Annotated in this window: 13 protein-coding genes and 1 tRNA gene; 6 read left to right on the top strand and 8 right to left on the bottom strand. The window is 64.4% G+C overall.

What is annotated here, in order from left to right; all coding sequences use genetic code 11:
* Positions 1 to 11 precede the first annotated feature (11 nt).
* Positions 12 to 1,724: an amidase gene (locus PMI20_RS23375; RefSeq protein ID WP_007927899.1), complete on the bottom strand. Its 1,713-nt coding sequence runs from the start codon at positions 1,722 to 1,724 to the stop codon at positions 12 to 14.
* A gap of 428 nt (positions 1,725 to 2,152) precedes the next feature.
* Between PMI20_RS23375 and PMI20_RS23370 the strand changes: the two genes are divergently transcribed.
* Positions 2,153 to 2,227 (top strand) — tRNA-Gln (locus PMI20_RS23370).
* Between the two features lie 126 nt (positions 2,228 to 2,353).
* Here the strand turns inward: PMI20_RS23370 and PMI20_RS23365 are convergent.
* Together PMI20_RS23365 and PMI20_RS23360 are read right to left on the bottom strand one after the other, a co-directional pair.
* The gene (locus tag PMI20_RS23365; protein ID WP_007927900.1) at positions 2,354 to 3,016 is read right to left on the bottom strand and encodes a glutathione S-transferase family protein; all 663 of its coding nucleotides are present in this window, start codon (positions 3,014 to 3,016) and stop codon (positions 2,354 to 2,356) included.
* 105 nt (positions 3,017 to 3,121) lie between these two features.
* A complete protein-coding gene (locus tag PMI20_RS23360; RefSeq protein ID WP_007927901.1) occupies positions 3,122 to 3,727 on the bottom strand; it encodes a LuxR C-terminal-related transcriptional regulator in 606 nt (201 codons plus the stop codon).
* 113 nt (positions 3,728 to 3,840) lie between these two features.
* Between PMI20_RS23360 and PMI20_RS23355 the strand changes: the two genes are divergently transcribed.
* Positions 3,841 to 5,469, top strand: a complete 1,629-nt coding sequence (locus PMI20_RS23355; protein ID WP_007927902.1) for an ATP-binding response regulator — start codon at positions 3,841 to 3,843, stop codon at positions 5,467 to 5,469.
* A gap of 127 nt (positions 5,470 to 5,596) precedes the next feature.
* On the opposite strand, the gene PMI20_RS23350 is transcribed toward PMI20_RS23355, so the two are convergent.
* Together PMI20_RS23350 and PMI20_RS23345 are read right to left on the bottom strand one after the other, a co-directional pair.
* A complete protein-coding gene (locus PMI20_RS23350; protein WP_007927903.1) occupies positions 5,597 to 6,298 on the bottom strand; it encodes an 8-oxoguanine DNA glycosylase OGG fold protein in 702 nt (233 codons plus the stop codon).
* A 120-nt stretch (positions 6,299 to 6,418) separates the two neighbouring features.
* The gene (locus PMI20_RS23345) at positions 6,419 to 7,309 is read right to left on the bottom strand and encodes a LysR family transcriptional regulator (protein WP_007927905.1); all 891 of its coding nucleotides are present in this window, start codon (positions 7,307 to 7,309) and stop codon (positions 6,419 to 6,421) included.
* 140 nt (positions 7,310 to 7,449) lie between these two features.
* On the opposite strand from PMI20_RS23345, the gene PMI20_RS23340 reads away from it, so the two are divergent.
* Complete coding sequence (locus PMI20_RS23340; RefSeq protein ID WP_007927907.1) at positions 7,450 to 8,874, top strand: MFS transporter; 1,425 nt, start codon at positions 7,450 to 7,452, stop codon at positions 8,872 to 8,874.
* Between the two features lie 109 nt (positions 8,875 to 8,983).
* Here PMI20_RS23340 and PMI20_RS23335 read toward each other — a convergent pair whose 3' ends face one another.
* From PMI20_RS23335 to PMI20_RS23325, 3 genes are all read right to left on the bottom strand, one after another.
* The gene (locus PMI20_RS23335) at positions 8,984 to 10,501 is read right to left on the bottom strand and encodes a T6SS phospholipase effector Tle1-like catalytic domain-containing protein (protein WP_007927909.1); all 1,518 of its coding nucleotides are present in this window, start codon (positions 10,499 to 10,501) and stop codon (positions 8,984 to 8,986) included.
* Positions 10,502 to 10,681: 180 nt separating this feature from the next.
* A complete protein-coding gene (locus tag PMI20_RS23330) occupies positions 10,682 to 11,458 on the bottom strand; it encodes a nucleotidyltransferase domain-containing protein (RefSeq protein ID WP_284169400.1) in 777 nt (258 codons plus the stop codon).
* Positions 11,459 to 11,572: 114 nt separating this feature from the next.
* Positions 11,573 to 12,163 (bottom strand): hypothetical protein, encoded by a 591-nt coding sequence (locus PMI20_RS23325; protein ID WP_007922490.1) that lies wholly within the window; start codon positions 12,161 to 12,163, stop codon positions 11,573 to 11,575.
* Between the two features lie 439 nt (positions 12,164 to 12,602).
* Between PMI20_RS23325 and katG the strand changes: the two genes are divergently transcribed.
* The 3 genes from katG to PMI20_RS23310 all read left to right on the top strand — a co-directional run bounded on the left by katG (position 12,603) and on the right by PMI20_RS23310 (position 16,123).
* The gene (gene katG / locus PMI20_RS23320) at positions 12,603 to 14,867 is read left to right on the top strand and encodes a catalase/peroxidase HPI (protein WP_007922488.1); all 2,265 of its coding nucleotides are present in this window, start codon (positions 12,603 to 12,605) and stop codon (positions 14,865 to 14,867) included.
* A gap of 317 nt (positions 14,868 to 15,184) precedes the next feature.
* A complete protein-coding gene (locus PMI20_RS23315; RefSeq protein WP_007922486.1) occupies positions 15,185 to 15,550 on the top strand; it encodes an avidin-fold protein in 366 nt (121 codons plus the stop codon).
* 222 nt (positions 15,551 to 15,772) lie between these two features.
* On the top strand, positions 15,773 to 16,123 hold the full coding sequence (locus PMI20_RS23310; protein WP_007922484.1) for a BON domain-containing protein: 351 nt from the start codon (positions 15,773 to 15,775) through the stop codon (positions 16,121 to 16,123).
* Positions 16,124 to 16,189 lie beyond the last annotated feature (66 nt).

Below are 16,189 nucleotides of genomic sequence, written 5' to 3'. Positions count from 1 at the left end.
TTACCCGCCGATTACTTGCCCGCCAGCAACGCCGGAGTGCGCGGGGGAATCAGGCGTTTGCTGCCGGTGGACTCGTAGGCCGCCGCCAGGCGCAGCAGGTTCGAATCGTCGTAGGCGCGGCCGGCGAAGGTCAGGCCGATGGGCATGCCGATGTCCGGCATGACGCCCATCGGCACGGTGACCGTGGGCACGCCCAGGTGGCGGATGGCGAGGTTACCGTTGGCCACCCAGACGCCATTGCTCCAGGCAATGTCCGCGGACGCCGGGTCGACATCGGCATTGGCCGGGCCGACGTCGGCCACGGTGGGGAAGATCACCGCATCAAGGCCGAGACGGTCCATCCAGTCCTCGAGGTCGAGCTTGCGGGTTTTCTCCAGGCCGCGCAGGCCGTCGGGCACGGTGGGGATCTGGTCCCAGGGGGTGATGCCGCGCTCGGCCATCTTCACGTACTCGTCCATGCCGGCGGCGAGGTCGCCTTCGCGATTGGGCTGGGTGCCCGGGTCGTGAGGGAAAATCAGCGGGCCGTCGACGTCCACCAGGCGATTGAGCTGCGGGTCGCCGTTGGCTTGCAGGAAGTCATCGAAGGCCCAGGCGGTCAGGTCCCACAACTCATGGTGCAGGAACTCTTTGGACACCAGGCCGCGGTTGAACACCGTCGGCGCGCCGGGGCGATCGCCCTCGCAATTGGACACCAGGGGGAAATCGACTTCGAGCACCTCGGCGCCGGCGGCTTCGAGCGCCTGGCGCGCCTGCTGCCAGAGGCCGATTACCGAAGGGCGGGTGTCGATGCGTTGCCCGGTCGGGCCACCGATCCCCGGCGCCTCGCTGGTGCCCGCCTCGGGGTCGGCGTTGATGTACATGCGCGGCACGCCGAAGCGCTTGCCGGCCAGGGCGCTGCTGCTGGCGGCCAGTTCCTGATAGGACGCCGGGCGCACCGAGGCCACGCTGGGAATCGGCACCCAGGGTTGCAGGCGCCACAGATCGCCACGGGTGTCCGGGTCCTCGGCGACCACCACGTCGAGCACTTCGAGCAGGTCGGCCATGGTCCGGGCATAGGGCACCACCACGTCCATGGTCGGGGTCAGCGGCCAGTTGCCGCGCACCGAGATCACCCCGCGCGAAGGGGTATAGGCACACAAGCCGTTGTTCGAGGCAGGTCCCCGGCCGCTGGACCAGGTTTCCTCCGCCAGGCCAAAGGCGGCGAAGCTGGCGGCGGTGGCGGTACCCGCGCCGTTCGACGAGCCCGAGGCGAAGGGTGCGGTGAGGTAGGCGGCGTTGTACGGGCTTTCCGCGCGGCCATAGACTCCGCGCTGCATGCCGCCGTTGGCCATGGGCGGCATATTGGTCTTGCCCAGGCAGATCGCCCCGGCGGCGCGCAGCCGTTCGATGGTGAACGCGTCGCGATAGGCGATCAGCCTGGCGAAGGCGGGGCTGCCGGAAGCCGCGGTGAGGCCCTTGACCAGATAGCTGTCCTTGGCGGTGTAGGGTATTCCATCGAGCGGACCCAGGGTTTCACCCTTGGCCCGGCGGGCGTCGGAGGCCTGGGCTTCCTTGAGCGCGTCGGGGTTGCGTACCACTACCGCATTGAGGGCGGTAGGCGTATCGGGGCCGTCGTAGGCATCGATCCTGGCGAGATAGGCCTGGACCAGTTCGACCGCCGTGGTCTGGCCAGTTTCGAGCGCGGCGCGCAGTTGGGCAATGGAAACCTCGGTGACTTCGATCATGCTGTTACCGCCGGCTGCTGAGGGGTGATGTAGTGAAAGTTGCCATCACACTGGCGCTGGGGTTGGGGCGGCTTGGGCACATCGCTTATCTCACAATGGGTGTTCATATTGGTTCTCGTTGCGCGGCACGACGCGACTGGGGCTGGGCTACAATCTGAGCGGGGTATTTTGCACCAAGTTGCCGGCGGGGAATCGTTAAAGGTTTCGCCGTCCTTGTTGGCGGCTGATCGGCGACTGGCGCCCGCCGTATAGCGGTTGCCGGGCATCGGCGGTTTTTACCTCACTCAGGCCCCAAAAAGTAAGTAGCTGTTTTAAAAACAAATTTATGCATCTTTGACTTCACAGACGACGAAAAAGTTGATAAATTTCCGCGCGTTCTTGCAGAGGCCCCCACGGGGCTTGCAGTGAAAGCAAGCAACAGCAGAGATAGGGGCGTCGCCAAGCGGTAAGGCAGCAGGTTTTGATCCTGCCATGCGTTGGTTCGAATCCAGCCGCCCCTGCCATCTCTCATCCCTCCCTCTATTTATCAAACGCTCCCCCAAGGTACGGCCTCGGCTCCATCCGGATGCTCAAGCGGCCCGCTTTTGTGTGCCCGGAATATTCCCATCACCTCAGCTCTGGTTCGGCGGCTAGCGAAAGCGCGGCGCGATGGCCTCGGCAAACGGGTAATGGACAAAGTAGGGCCGGGCTTCGTCGATGACCCGCTGGAACGAGGGGCGCTGTATCAGCCGCTCGAAATAGGCGCGCAAATGGCGATGGTCATCGGCAAAGGCCACCAGCGTGCTGGCATAGAACAAGGCCGGGGCGGCGGCGCAATCGGCCAGGCTGAAGTCCGGGCTGGCCACCCAGATCCTCGAGGCCAGGCGCCGTTCGAGCATGGTGTATGCGCTCAGCAGGGCTGCGCGTTCCCGGCTCAGGTCCCCATTGGTGCCATACAGGCGATCGGCGACTATCCGCTGCATCGGCCCCTGGACATGGCAATCGAAAAAACGGTCCCACAGCCGGACTTCCAGTGCGCTGTCCCAATCATCCGGAATCAATGGCTGCCGGCCCCGATAAAACCGGTCCAGGTACTCGATGATCACACTCGATTCCGGCACATCGCGCTGCCGGGCGTGATCGCGGATGACCGGGAACTTGCCCAGCGGCCACAGGCTTTGCAGCTCGGCCCGGTCGGCGTCGTTGGCCAGGTCGATGATGCGTTTTTCAAAGGCGCTGCCGTGTTCGTACAGGGCGATCAGCACCTTGTGGCAGAACGACGACAGGGGATGGAAATACAGGGTCAGCGGCATGTTCCGGTTCCTCGGTGAAGGGTGGGGCGCACGACGTGCCAGCAGGGGAACCCACCTATTATCGGCCGACCCTGGCGGCCACGCGCTGGCAGGCGACGAGCCGGGCTACAGCCCCCCTGAGTATTTCACCGCCGCCGCGGCCCGCGACGGCACGTTGAGGATACGCAGCAGCGACGACACATGGATGCGCACGGTGAAGGGCGAGATCTCCAGTTCGCGGGCGATTTCCTTGTTGGTCTTGCCCTGGGCGATCAGGCGCAGCACCTCGTGCTGGCGCGCGGTCAGGGTGGCGCCGGTGCCCAGCGGCAGCAGGCCGGAAGGGGCGAACTTGACCAGCACTTCGCCTTGGCGAATGGCCAGGACCGCCTGGCCGATCTCGTCCGGGGCGATGTTCTTGCCGATAAAGCCGTCGACGCCGGCGGCCATGACCTCGCCGATCAGCGTCTGGTCATCGACCATCGACACCACGATCAGGGTGGTGCGCGGCAATTGCTTGCGCAGTTCGGCCAGCTGGCTGACGCAGGTCAGGCCTGGAAAACGCAGGTCGAGGATCAGCGTGTCCAGTTCGTCACCGGCCCGGGTCAGGGCGAGTACCCTGTCCAGGTCGCCGGCCTGTTCGATCAGTGCATCCGGCAGCAGGCGCTGGACCGTGCGCAACATGCCCTCGCGAAACAGCGGGTGATCGTCGGCTATGATAATCCGGCATGCCATGGGGTGACTCTCCTTGGGTCGAGCTTTCCTTGAGGCAGCTACTTTAGCAGCGGGCCAGGCAACTGCCTGTGGTTCGTGTCGAGTACGACGACTGGCGCACAAGGATGTTCCCCATGAAATTCGAGAAAAACACCGAGCTCGACCAGGCCAACCTGCGCATTATTGTCGGTTCCTGTGCCGTGGCCTATATCGGCGTGCTGGGTTTCCTGCCCGGGCAGCGGGTCGATACCTACCTGCCGATCGTGATCTATATCGTCCTGTTCCTGCTGCTGTCGATCGTCCTGCGCCAGGCCATCGTGCACTGGCCCGGGCATTATCCGGCGCGAAGGATCCTGAGCATGATCCACGATTACACCGGCACCTCGTTCGGCCTGGTGGTCGGCGGGGAGGCGGCGTTGCCGCTGTACGCGGTGATGGTCTGGGTCAACCTGGGCAACGGCATGCGCTATGGCTCGCGCTACCTGGCGATTGCCACGGCCCTGGCGCTAATGGCGCTGTTGGTGGTCTATCGCCTGACGCCGCTGTGGCAGGCGCAACCCTTCATGGTGCTGATGCTGCTGATCACCAGCACGGTGATCCCGGTCTACGCCCATATCTTGCTGGAGCGCACGCGCAAGGCTTCGGAAGAGGCGATTGCCGCCAACCTGGAAAAGTCGCGTTTTCTCGCCCAGGCCAGCCACGACCTGCGCCAGCCGATCCACTCCATCGGCCTGTTCACCGCCTGCCTGCGCGAGGCGCGCCTGGGCGACGAAGAGCGGCGCCTGGTGGATAACATCGACCGCTCGCTGCTCAACGTCTCGCAATTGTTCCGCTCGATTCTCGACCTCTACACCCTCGACAACGGGCGGGTGCAACCCCGTTTCCAGACCCTGCACCTGGGCGAATTCCTCGCCGACCAGATGCGGCAGAACGCCGAAGCCGCACGCTGGGCCGGGGTCGAGCTGCGCCTGCGCCCCTGTTCGCACTGGGTCCGGGCGGACCCGGCGCTGCTCACCACCATGGTCCAGAACGTGCTGTCCAACTGCTTCAAGTACGCGGCGCGGCGACCGGTGCTGATTGGCGTGCGCCAGCGGGGCGCGGGGCTGGCCATCGTCATCTATGACCAGGGCCGGGGGATTGCCGAGGAACACCTGCCGAACCTGTTCGAGGAGTTCTATCGCGTGCGCGAGCTACGGGACAAGGACGTCGAAGGCGTGGGCCTGGGCCTGTCCATCGTCAAGCGCCTGGGGCAGTTGATGGGGCTCGAGGTGGCGATCCGTTCGCGGCTGGGCCACGGCACGGCGGTGAGCCTGTACGGGTTGCCCCTGGCGCCACCGCAGCTGCAAGCCGCCAGCCTCGACGAGGCGCGGCAGGCGGGGCTGCTGACCGGATTGAAAGTGTGCCTGGTGGAGGATGATCGCAACGTGCTGCTGGCCACCTCGGCCTTGCTGGAGCGCTGGGGCTGCGTGGTCCAGGCCGAGCTTTGCGGTAAGGATCTGGTCAGCGACTGCGACGTCATCGTCGCCGACTATGACCTGGGCAACCACGCCACGGGCATCGAGTGCATCGACAGCCTGCGCCGGCAGCGCGGCTGGGCGGTGCCGGCGCTGATCCTCACCGGGCATGAGGTGGAGAAGATCCAGGCCGCGTTGCACGACCGCAATATCGCCATCCTGTCCAAGCCGGTGCGCCCGGCCGAACTGCGCGGCAGCTTGCGGGCGCTGCGCCAGCATTCTGCGCCGGCGGTCATGCCCGAGGCGTGACAGGGCGGTTCGGCGAGCCCTGGCCGCTTCCTTCGCGCCGCAAAACCGTGGTGCTGGGGGAGGGTGGTCGATTAGCGCAAATGTGCCAGGGCGGTGATTCGCGAACCACTGTGAAAGGCACCGCGAATCAGGGCTCGGCTCCGTGCCGGGCTTTGCGTGTCTCAGGTGCATTGCTGAACATGAAGATTTCTACTCGAGACGGGTCGCTGTACCCGACCTCAAGTGCCACCTGCTCAGTGATTCGCAGGTATTCAAGGTATTGAGAGGGCGTTGGAACGTATCGGTAAGTGGCCATTTTCGCTGTCAGGGACGCATATTCCTGCGGCCTTGTCCGAGTGAGGTACTTATGTATTCTCGAGTCGTATATCTGTGCCCTATGGCCTTCGCTGGTCGTGATACCGCCAAAGTGCAGCAACTTGGTGGTGATGCCGTTCTTGACGTTGGGCAGTGAGTTGACCTGCTCGTATAGCTCGTCGTTCAAGGTGGCGCCTGGGCCAATCTGCTCGAGGATGAACGGGAGAGCGTTCAGTGCGTGTTGAAGTGTTCTGCCGCCCGGCAGCCCGCCACGCGGGAAGCCCCAGGCGATAGCGCTCAGGGCCCCCAGATGGGGATCCTGCTGGAATGCACTGAACACATCCGCTCTGCTCAGGGTGATTGCCTTGGCACCATCGAATACCGGTTGGAAGGCCGCGCCATAACGTTCGAAGCTCGACCACTTCATGCCGATGGACTGTCGCAGGGGGTCGATAGTCCGGGTGCCGCGGAGCAAGTCGACCAGGCTGACAGGAGTGGCAGCCGTCGTGGCTATTTTCTTGTTCACAAGAGTCATTCCAGTGGTAGTGAAATCGTTGAAGCGCTTTTTACCGCGATCCTTCCTGCACGCCCATGGTGAGCATGGCGCAAAGCGCCCGATGACGGCCTTGGATCATCCGTCCCCGTGTTTTTTACCTCACTTTCCACACACCTCCCGCACGCACTCGCGCAACCAGCGATGCGCCGGGTCGCTGTTCATGCGTGGATGCCAGAGCATGGACACGGTGATTTCCGGCGTGGCCAGCGGCAGGGCGAAGCTGTGCAGGCCGCTGCGCAGGTTGTGGGTGTGGCGCTCGGGGACGGCGGCGATCAGGTCCGAGGCGCGGACCAGGGCCAGGGCGGCGGAGAAACCGCCAACGACAGTGGCGATATCGCGCGTCAGGCCCGCCGCCTGCAACGCATCGTCCACCAGCCCGCGACCTGGGCCCAGGCGCGATACCAGCACATGCTCGCCAGCGGCATAACGGGCGGCGCTGATCGGCCCGCGGCTCAGCGGATGGCCGTTGCGTACCACGCCGATAAAACGATCGCGGAACAGCGCGCGGGTATGGATTTCCGGGCTGGCGTTGGCGTCCACCACGCCGGTGTCGAGGTCGACCGTGCCGTCGCGCAGGGGCGTGCTGTCCTTGCTGGTTTTCTGCATGAAATGCAGGCGTACCCCAGGGGCTTCGGCGCGCAGGCGGGTGACCAGGGCCGGGCCGAAGTTCTCGACGAAACCGTCGCTGCTGCGCAGGGTGAAGGTGCGCACCAGGCGCTGCAGGTCGAGCCGTTCGACGGGGCGCAACATGGCTTCGGCGTCCTGCACCAGGTGGCCGACCCGCTCGCGCAGTTCCAGGGCGCGCGGGGTCGGCACCAGGCCGCGGCCGGCGCGCACCAGCAGCGGATCGCCGGTGGTTTCGCGCAGGCGCGCCAGGGCCCGGCTCATCGCCGACGGGCTTAGCCGCAGGCGCTGGGCGGCGCGCACCACACTGCCTTCGGCGAGCAGCACGTCGAGGGTGATCAGCAGATTGAGATCGGGTGTGGACATGGCGGCGGTCCTGTCTGGCACAAAAGTGAGATGGCGTCAGGCGCACGAATAACCTGCAAAGGCTGCGTCTTCCGCCATGTTAGACCGCGGGCTAGATTGGCGACAGCGCCATTTCGCGCGGGTCAGAGCGGGAGTGCAGAGTGAAGCCAGTCAGTAGCGGAACAGAACCGGACGTTGTGTCAGTCGGCTGGGCGCTGGCCAGCCTGTCGTTGTCGATGTTGCTGGCATCGCTGGGCACCAGCATCGCCAATGTGGGCTTACCGACCCTGGTGCAGGCGTTCGGGGCGAGCTTCCAGCAGGTGCAGTGGGTGGTCCTTGCCTACCTGCTGGCGATGACCGCGCTGATCGTCAGTGTCGGCCGGCTCGGCGACCTGTTGGGACGGCGGCGCCTGCTGCTGGTGGGGATCCTGCTGTTCACCCTGGCCTCGATGCTCTGCGCCGCTGCCCCGACGCTGGGGATGCTGATCGGCGCCCGGGCACTGCAGGGCGTCGGCGCGGCGATCATGATGGCGCTGACCCTGGCCCTGGTTGGCGAGACGGTCAGCAAGGCCCGCACCGGCAGCGCCATGGGCCTGCTGGGCACGATGTCGGCGATCGGCACCGCCCTCGGCCCGTCCCTGGGCGGGGGATTGATCGCCGGGTTCGGCTGGCAGGCGTTGTTCCTGGCCTGCGTGCCGTTGGGCGGGCTGACCTGGGTGCTGGCTTATCGGTATCTGCCGGCCGCAGGTCACGCGCGGGCCCTTGAACGAGGCGCGTTCGATCCGCTGGGCACCTTGCTGCTGGCCCTCACGCTGCTGGCCTACGGGCTGGCCATGACCCTGGGCCGCGGCCATTTCGGCCTGCTCAACGCCGGGCTGCTGTTGGCGGCGCTGATGGCGGCCAGCCTGTTTGTCTGGGTGGAAGCGCGGGTGGCCGCGCCGCTGATACGCCTGGCGCTGTTTCGCGATGCGGCCTTGAGCGGCAGCCTGGCCATGAGTGCGCTGGTCTCGACGGTGATGATGGCAACGCTGGTGGTCGGGCCTTTCTACCTGGCCCACGGGCTCGGGCTGGAAACCTTTGCGGTGGGCCTGGCGATGTCGCTCGGCCCCTGTGTCACCGCGCTGAGCGGCGTGCCGGCCGGGCGCATCGCCGATCGTTTGGGCGTGCGGCCGATGATCTTCGCCGGTCTCGGCGCCATGGTCCTCGGTTGCCTGATGCTGGCGTTGCTGCCGGCGAGCCTGGGCATTGGCGGCTACCTGGCGCCCATCGTTGTCATCACCCTGGGCTATGCAACGTTTCAGATCGCCAACAACACCGCGGTGATGAGCGAGGTGGGCGCCGAACAGCGCGGAGTGATTTCCGGCCTGCTCAACCTGTCGCGCAACCTCGGGCTGATCACCGGCGCCTCGCTGATGGGCGCGGTGTTCGCCGCGGTGACAGGGGACCTGAGCACGGCAAGCGCCGAGGCCGTCGGCAGTGGTATGGGCTTCACCTTCGCCCTGGCCGCGGGGCTGGTGGTCATGGCGTTGTCTGTTGCGCTGGCCAGCCAGCTGCGTGGGCGGCAGGCAGTGGATTCGACGGTTTAGCCCGCAGGCAGCGTCAGCCGACCGCAAACATCTTCTGTAGGAGCGAGGCGTGGCGGGGAGCGGCTGCGATTGCGTGGGACAATCGCTGGCCGTTCCTGGTCCGGTGGTTTTATTGGGCACTCTCGACGTTCACCGCGTCGTTGTTTGCGCCTTTCCTGACGGTGCCGTTGGTGGTTGTGCAGTTGGCTTTGTAGGTGCCGACAATGATGTAGTTGCGCTCCAGGTCGTCGTTCTGGCAGCGCTCGCGCCTGGCGTAACCCAGGTTGATCGGGTCGTAGCGGGCCTCGGGTTCGCGCAAGGGATGAGGCGCCTTCAATTGGGGGATGTCCATTCTCAGAAACACACTGGCATGGACCTTGTCTCGTTCCACCGGTTTGCGGCGAATCAGCCCGGCTTCCTTGTAGGCGGAACTGATCACGTATTTGGCATCGTGGAATTCATCATGCAGCGGACCGCCGATGCACTCGGCCGGCCAGCTCGTGCTGTTGGCGAATAGGCCGTCGCTCTCGAGGTTCTTCAGCATCCAGCGCAGCGGAATGGTCTCCAGCCCCTGGCCGCCCTTGGCATACGGGCTTTCACCGCACTTGGCGGTGTCCGGGGCATTCAGGTAACCGCCCCCCACATCGGCATGTGCGCCGGCGAACCATACCTCTTCCAGTACCTGTGATTTCGATTGCTGCATGCCGAAGCGCAGCAGGCGGAACGAGGCCCTCTGTTCGTCCAGGGACATGGCGTGGTAACCGCGCTCGGCATACAGCTCCAGGCGGTGTTCGTCGGGCTCTTCCTTCAGATTGGTGCCCACCGCCGGTACGGTGTCGAATACCCCGATGACTTTGACCACGACTTTTTCAGCGCTCTTGTCGGGGGTGTCGCCATAGACCCTGATGCCGTTGTCGTGCCGGTACTGCGCCAGAAGCTTGCGCAGCTTGTCGTCGAACCCAGGCACGCCATCGTTTCTCGACTTGTAGATGTCGTACATGTCTTCGACCACATCGTGCATATGGCCGGTCCAGCCCCACAGGAAACTGTCGTCGCGGCTATCGGCTTTCAGGTTGCTGGGCAGGCCGGCGACTTCGATAAAACCGTTCAACGAACGAGCGGTGAAGGCGCCGCGGCTGAAACCGAAGATATAGATCTCGTCACCGGGCCGGTAAGCCTCAATCAGAAAGCGGTAGGCCTGGCGGATATTCAGGCTGACCCCGCTGCCGAACAGGGCACCGAAGGGAGTAGTAATGCTGGTGGCCACGCCCTTGTCGTAATAGGGAATGACCCTGGCCCCGTTCCTGGCCTGCTCGAGCGCCTGGTTGTACATGCGCCAGATATTGGTGTTGTCCTCCTTGGTGTTTTCCGTGCCGTCGAGCAGCACCACGAGTTTTCTGGGCTTGGCATCGCTGTACAGGCAGTCGAGGAGTTTCCAGCGCTCCCGGACTTTGAAATAGCCGTCTTCAATACCCTCGGTATCGAACGCATTCGCGCACTTTTGTGCTGAGGCCTGCGATGGGGCCGTTCGGGCTTTGCTCAGTAATTGGGTGTCGAGAGCTTGTGTGGTTTGCAGTTTGATCGCGCTGTTGTGTGGGGTGGAACAGGCTGACAGGAGGGCGAGGCTCAACAGAAGGGTGATGCGCATATCGAAGGTCTCCGTGACCGGATACGGAAGGCGTGGCAATGCAGCCGATGGAGGTCGGTGAGGGTGCCCCGCTGGCTGCTCAAGTGAACCTAGTCGAAGGTTGTCAAAATGCCATCATCGGGTCGGAATCAGGTTCCCCTGAGCGACGCCAGCGCCATGAGCGGAGAGGGCGGCCAGGCGTCACCCCGCGCTTTCCCCCACCAGCAACGCGCTGTAGGCCCGCAACCGCTGCACGAACTCACTCACCGAACCCTGGGGAACATAGGCCTGCTTGAGGAAGAACGCGGCGTACTCGGCCATCCCTGGTTCGGCCGCGGTCAGCAGCTGCGCATGCTCCTCCAGGGTGGTCGGCCAGCCGCGTTCCTGCTCGCCGCGCAGCAGGTTGGCCGAGCGCAGCGCCTTGCGCGCCGCGGCCCGTTGCAGGCGTTGCTGCTGCAACGGTTCGCGGCTTTGTTCCAGCTGCTGAGCGTAGCCTTCCAGCACTTGGGAGAAGTCGCCATTCAGTGCCAGGGCGATGGTCCGGCTCGGACGGAAGGGTTCGAAGCGCAGCCCCAGGTCATTGCCCCAGATGCAGCGGCACTGATGCTTGAGCCAGAAACCCCAGCGGTAGCGATTGTCGGGCGCCAGCACTTCGCTGAGCACACCGATGTCGAAATCGATCTTCGACACCTCCGGGTGCCGCGCCTCCAGCGCCTGCCGCGTCTGCTCCAGCCGCTGGCGCTCCGCGGGGCTCGGTGCCCAGGCCAGGACCAGGGTCACATCCAGGTCGGAGGTGCCCGGCCGCGCGTCGCCACGGGCCACGCTGCCGTACAGGTACAGGCCATCGAGCAGCGCCGGAAAACGCCGCGAGAGCATCGCACGCAACTCATCCACCAGGTGGCTGAACGCTGGTTGCAACGGCTGGTCGGGCAGGGACTGGATAAAACCTTCGGCGTCGACGCCTGGGTACTGCGACATGGTGATCTCGGTGGGGCAATGGCGATGAAAACCGCCCGGGCCAGGCGGGCGGTTGGCAGACAGTCTGGCTGACTTCACGGATCGCGCAAGCGGGCGCGGTTCAACGCCACGCCGTCACGGGTCGAGGCTCGCCAGATCGTTACCGAGGGGCGTCGGCGACTCGCCGTTGATCGCGCACAACAGCGCCGTGATGGCTTCCCCCTCGACCATGCCGCGCTCTTGCAGCAGGTCCGCCACCGCGCCGACCGCCGGCCAGTAGCGATGCACCAGGCAACTGGCGCGGGCCAGGGCCCGGGATTCGGCGTCGAGCAGCTTGCGCGGTGGCAGCAGGCTGATCAGCTCATGAGCGCGGCTCAGGTCGCCGCGGCCGCTGCCTCTTATCAGCCTGTCGGATCGGCCATGGCGGTAGATCGCTTCGGCCACCGGGCCGGCAAAGCAATGCAGTAGGTCGCGTTCGATGGCCTCGACCATCGACGGCAGGTATTCGGCGATCCCCGGGGCGTCGAAGGCCGGGCGCGGGACCAGGTAATCGGCTTCCACCAACCCCTCTACATAGCGCGGGTTGCCCCGCCGATCGAGCATCGGACCCGCGTCGGCTTCGGCCCTGGTGCGCACGGTAATGCGGGCGATCGGCTGACCGTTCCACCAGAAGGCCAGGGCGTGGCCGGCTTCGTGGATGGCCGTGCAACGCGGGCGCTGGTTCATGGTCTTCTCCCGTGCTCTGTACGCGTCGGGCGGACGAAAAGGGCGGGGCATCAGTCGCAAAAGCCGTCAGAGCCCCGCGGGGCTGTCCCTATCATTGGCTTCGGCCTTGGGCCCCGGGTAAAAGTTTGTCCCTATCAACAACCAATAGTCCGGCTATTAGCGATCCGCCACAGAGGGTCTAGCCTTAATTCAGCGCTGGCGCGAGCCGGCCGGATGAGACCTGATCAAGAGATAACGAAGAACGAGTCAGAAGCGTACTGGGCTTACCGTGGGCCACCGTCCTGGCAACTCGCTTGCCGCTCTGCAACATGCCCTGTGGCCACACCCATCAGTTGAGCGAACTGTGAGCCCCGCAACCTATGTCATTGCTTTCGCCTGTCGCTATTTCGTGCCCATCCGGGGCGGATAGCTGGATGAATACGACCAAAGGTAGCTCCTCATGGCAAACGAATCGAAATGCCCGTTCAACCACGCCGCCGGCGGTGGGGTAACCAACCGCGACTGGTGGCCGAACCAACTGAACCTGAAGATCCTGCACCAGCACTCGTCCCTGTCCGACCCCATGGGCGAGGACTTCAACTATGCCGAAGCCTTCAAGCGCCTGGATTTCCAGGCCCTGAAACAAGACCTGCATGCGCTGATGACCGACTCCCAGGACTGGTGGCCCGCCGACTTCGGCCACTATGGGCCGCTGTTCATCCGCATGGCCTGGCACAGCGCCGGGACCTACCGCGTCGGTGACGGCCGTGGCGGCGCCGGTTCCGGCCAGCAGCGTTTCGCCCCGCTCAACAGCTGGCCGGACAACGTCAGTCTCGATAAGGCGCGCCGGCTGCTGTGGCCGATCAAACAGAAGTACGGCCGCAACATCTCCTGGGCCGACCTGATCGTGCTTACCGGCAACGTCGCCCTGGAATCCATGGGCTTCAAGACCTTCGGTTTTTCCGGCGGTCGCCCGGACGCCTGGGAGCCGGACGAAGACGTCTATTGGGGCTCGGAAAACAAATGGCTGGGCGGCGACACCCGCTATGGCAAACCGGATAAAGCCGCCATGCAAGAACCCGGCGGGGGCCAGCTGGTGGCCGAGCCTGGCAATGAAGAAAGCCGCACCGACCAGGGGCGCAACCTGGAACCCCCCCTGGCCGCGGTGCAGATGGGCTTGATCTATGTGAACCCCGAAGGCCCCGAGGGCAACCCGGACCCGGTGGCCGCCGGGGTAGATATCCGCGAAACCTTCGCCCGCATGGCGATGAACGACGAAGAAACCGTGGCCCTGATCGCCGGCGGCCACGCCTTCGGCAAGACCCACGGTGCCGGCCCCGCCGACAATGTCGGCGCCGAACCCGAAGCCGCCGGCCTGGAACTGCAGGGCCTGGGCTGGAAGAGCACCTTCGGCAGCGGCAAGGGCGCGGACACCATCACCAGCGGCCTGGAAGTGACCTGGACCACCACGCCCACCCGCTGGAGCAACAACTACCTGGAAAACCTGTTCGGCTTCGAGTGGGAACTGACCAAGAGCCCGGCGGGCGCGCACCAGTGGACGCCCAAAGGTGGCGCCGGCGCCGGCATCATCCCCGATGCCCACGACCCCTCCAAGCGGCGCAACCCGACCATGCTGACCACCGACCTGTCGCTGCGCTTCGACCCGATCTACGAGCCGATCTCGCGACGCTTCCTGGCGAACCCCGATCAGCTGGCCGATGCCTTCGCCCGCGCCTGGTTCAAGCTGATCCACCGCGACATGGGCCCGCTCTCGCGCTACCTGGGCCCGGAACTGCCCAACGAGGAACTACTGTGGCAAGACCCGGTCCCCGCGGTCGACCACCCCCTGGTCAACCACGGCGATGTCGCCACCCTCAAGAGCAAGCTGCTGGCCTCGGGCCTGTCGGTGTCCCAGTTGGTGTCGACCGCCTGGGCGGCGGCCTCCAGCTTCCGTGGCTCCGACAAACGCGGCGGCGCCAATGGCGGGCGTCTGCGGCTGGCCCCACAAAAGGACTGGCTGGTCAACCAGCCGGCGCAACTGGCGACGGTGCTGCAAACCCTGGAAGACATTCAGCGCGATTTCAACAGCGCGCAAACCGGCGGCAAGAAAATCTCCCTGGCCGACCTGATCGTGCTGGCCGGCAGCGCCGGTATCGAACTGGCGGCGAAAAATGCCGGGTTCAATATCACCGTGCCGTTCACCCCGGGCCGCACGGATGCGACTCAGGAACAGACGGACGTCCACTCCTTCGCTCACCTCGAACCCATCGCCGATGGCTTTCGCAACTACCTCAAGGACCACTACCGCGTACCCGCCGAGGCTTTGCTGGTGGACAAGGCCCAACTGTTGACCCTCACCGCGCCGGAAATGACCGCGCTGATCGGCGGCCTGCGCGTGCTCGACATCAACGTCGGCCACACCCCCCACGGCGTCTTCACCATGCGCCCGGGGGCGCTGAGCAACGACTTCTTCGTCAACCTGCTGGACATGGGCGTGGAATGGAAACCGCTGTCCGACGCCCAGCAAGAGTTCGAAGCCCGCGACCGCAAGACCGGCCAGGTCAAATGGACCGGCACCCGGGTCGACCTGGTCTTCGGCTCCAACGCCCAACTGCGGGCATTGGCCGAGGTCTATGCCAGCGCGGACGCGCAGGAGCAGTTCGTGAAGGACTTCGTCGCGGCCTGGGTCAAGGTGATGAATCTGGATCGGTTCGATTTGAGGTGAGGAGCAGGGTGCCTTCGAGATTTGGAAGTGAAAGCCCTCGGCCTGATTGTTCAGGTCGGGGGCTGGAGCAGGGGGCTTATTTACTGCTGAGTGTTTCTGTAAGTCCGTAACGCCTTCCTGTGGGGAGGCGTTTTTTGTTTGCCTGGATGGAGTGAAGACATACCGACTTCTTCCCTTCGGTTGTAGTCCTGAGTTTGCCGAGCGATTGATGCGTAATTGACCTGATTGTAGAAAAAGTCATCGGAGAGAGCCGCTCACATGGCTTAGGATCATCGAAGGCTGGAATGGACCATCTCGACTAACAGGACGCGACATTTATGGAAACTCCCTTTTCTCAAGTCAGCGAGCGTTTGAACAATCGTCGCTTCATAGTCGCGAACAACACCCAAGGGCTATCCGGCGCAGGCACGATATTTCATTACCATGTCGAGGAAGGTGCCATTTTCAGCACTTACCAAGGCGGGCGGATCCGCATGGGTAATCAAGTCGGGCGCGTGACGGGCCCCGATACCATTGAGCTTCTTTATCAGTGCTTAACTACGGATGGCGAGATGCTTGCCGGCTGGTCGCGTGGCACGGTAGGCGTTGATCAAGCAGGACGTACCACTCTGTCTTTCGTATGGGGTTGGTTGTCGGGTGCGACTGGAGGAGGGGAGTCGAACTACGTCGAGCTTGTCGTGTAGCCGTTAAGGCATTTTTCAACTGCAATACCTCGGCCACCATCGGGAGCCCTCGTGCACGCCCACTGAGCATATCCAACCCCCGAACTATAATTAACAAGTGCCCTCATTTGCCTGGCGAGTACCGCTACGCCCATCTGTTACCTATCACGCTCACCCGCCAGGTAGAGGGCTGTCCAACCAATGGGACGGGATGCCCAGTTGATTACGCGAGAGGGTCCCGCCATGAAACTTCATTCCTTCCAGCATTACTCCCAGGGCCTGGAAACGATCATGCACGACGCGTGGATCACCACCAAGGTGAGGTCGGCCCTGACCTTCGCCGAGTCGACCCGCGGCCTGCCTATCCATATCAAGACCCATGCCGGCACGGTCGCCTTGAGCGGCCGGCTCGCCACCCACAAACAATGCGAACAGGCCGTCAGCCTGACCCGTGGGGTGCATGGTGTGGTCGACATCGATGCCAGCGACCTGCAGACCCATATGTTCACCCCGGGCAGCCTGCCTGAAGCGCCCAACGCCGAAGAAGACAGGGAATACGGGGCGCAGTCGTCGACGAAAAAGGACGATCAATAACCAGCAAGTTGCCACTCGATGTTGCTGCAAAAGCTGAAACGCCTTCCTGTGGGGAGGCGTTTTTTT

The sequence above is a fragment of the Pseudomonas sp. GM17 genome (genome assembly GCF_000282175.2).
GTDB classification, from domain to species: domain Bacteria; phylum Pseudomonadota; class Gammaproteobacteria; order Pseudomonadales; family Pseudomonadaceae; genus Aquipseudomonas; species Aquipseudomonas chlororaphis.
Note: the sequence above shows the minus strand (reverse complement) of the source record. Positions and strands in the feature narration are given on the sequence as shown.